At 72.4% G+C, this 787-nt stretch carries 1 protein-coding gene; it reads left to right on the forward strand.

Annotated elements, in window-relative coordinates:
* Positions 1–787, forward strand: a 787-nt coding sequence (locus ADK55_RS16575) for a family 20 glycosylhydrolase (protein ID WP_159041422.1), incomplete at both ends; no start/stop codon positions are given.

A 787-nucleotide genomic window follows, 5' to 3' on the forward strand; every position in this document is an offset into this window, starting at 1 on the left:
GTCGTACACCCTCACCGTCGGGGACGGCCGGGTACGCGTCACCGGGCCCGACGAGGCCGGCGTCTTCTACGGCACGCGCACCCTCAAACAGGAGATACGCACGGCCGGCAAGGCCCCCGAGGGCACGGTGCGCGACGCCCCCGCCAAGCCGCAGCGCGCCCTCAACCTCGACATCGCGCGCAAGAACTTCACCCCCGACTGGATCGAGGACCGGCTGCGCGAGATGGGCGACCTCAAGCTCAACCAGCTCGGTCTGCACTTCTCCGACGACCAGGCCTTCCGGATCGAGTCCACCTCCCACCCGGAGATCGTCTCCACCCCGCACCTCACGAAGGCGGACGTACGCCGGATCACCGCGCTCGCCGCCCGCCTGCACATCACCGTCGTCCCCGAGATCGACTCGCCCGGACCCCTCGGCGCCGTACTGCGCGCCCACCCGGACCTTCAGCTGCGCGACGTGCGGGGGCGCCCGGTCAAGGGCGCCGTGGACATATCGAACCCGGCGTCGGCGAAGCTCGTGGACGAGCTCCTGCGCGAGTACATCCCGCTCTTCCCCGGCGGCGCCTGGCACCTGGGCGCCGACGAGTACCAGGCCCTGGTGGTCAAGGACCCGCAGGCCTCCTTCCCGCAGCTCGCCGCCGCCGCCCGACAGCGGTACGGGCCGTCCGCGCGGGTGCAGGACCTGGCCGCGGGCTGGCTCAACGACCGGGCCGCCGTCGTACGCCCCTCGGGCAAGACGCTCAAGGCCTGGAACGACGGCTTCTTCGCCGGGGGAGTGGTCCCCGCC

This window comes from Streptomyces sp. WM4235 (genome assembly GCF_001279725.1).
Classification (GTDB): domain Bacteria; phylum Actinomycetota; class Actinomycetes; order Streptomycetales; family Streptomycetaceae; genus Streptomyces.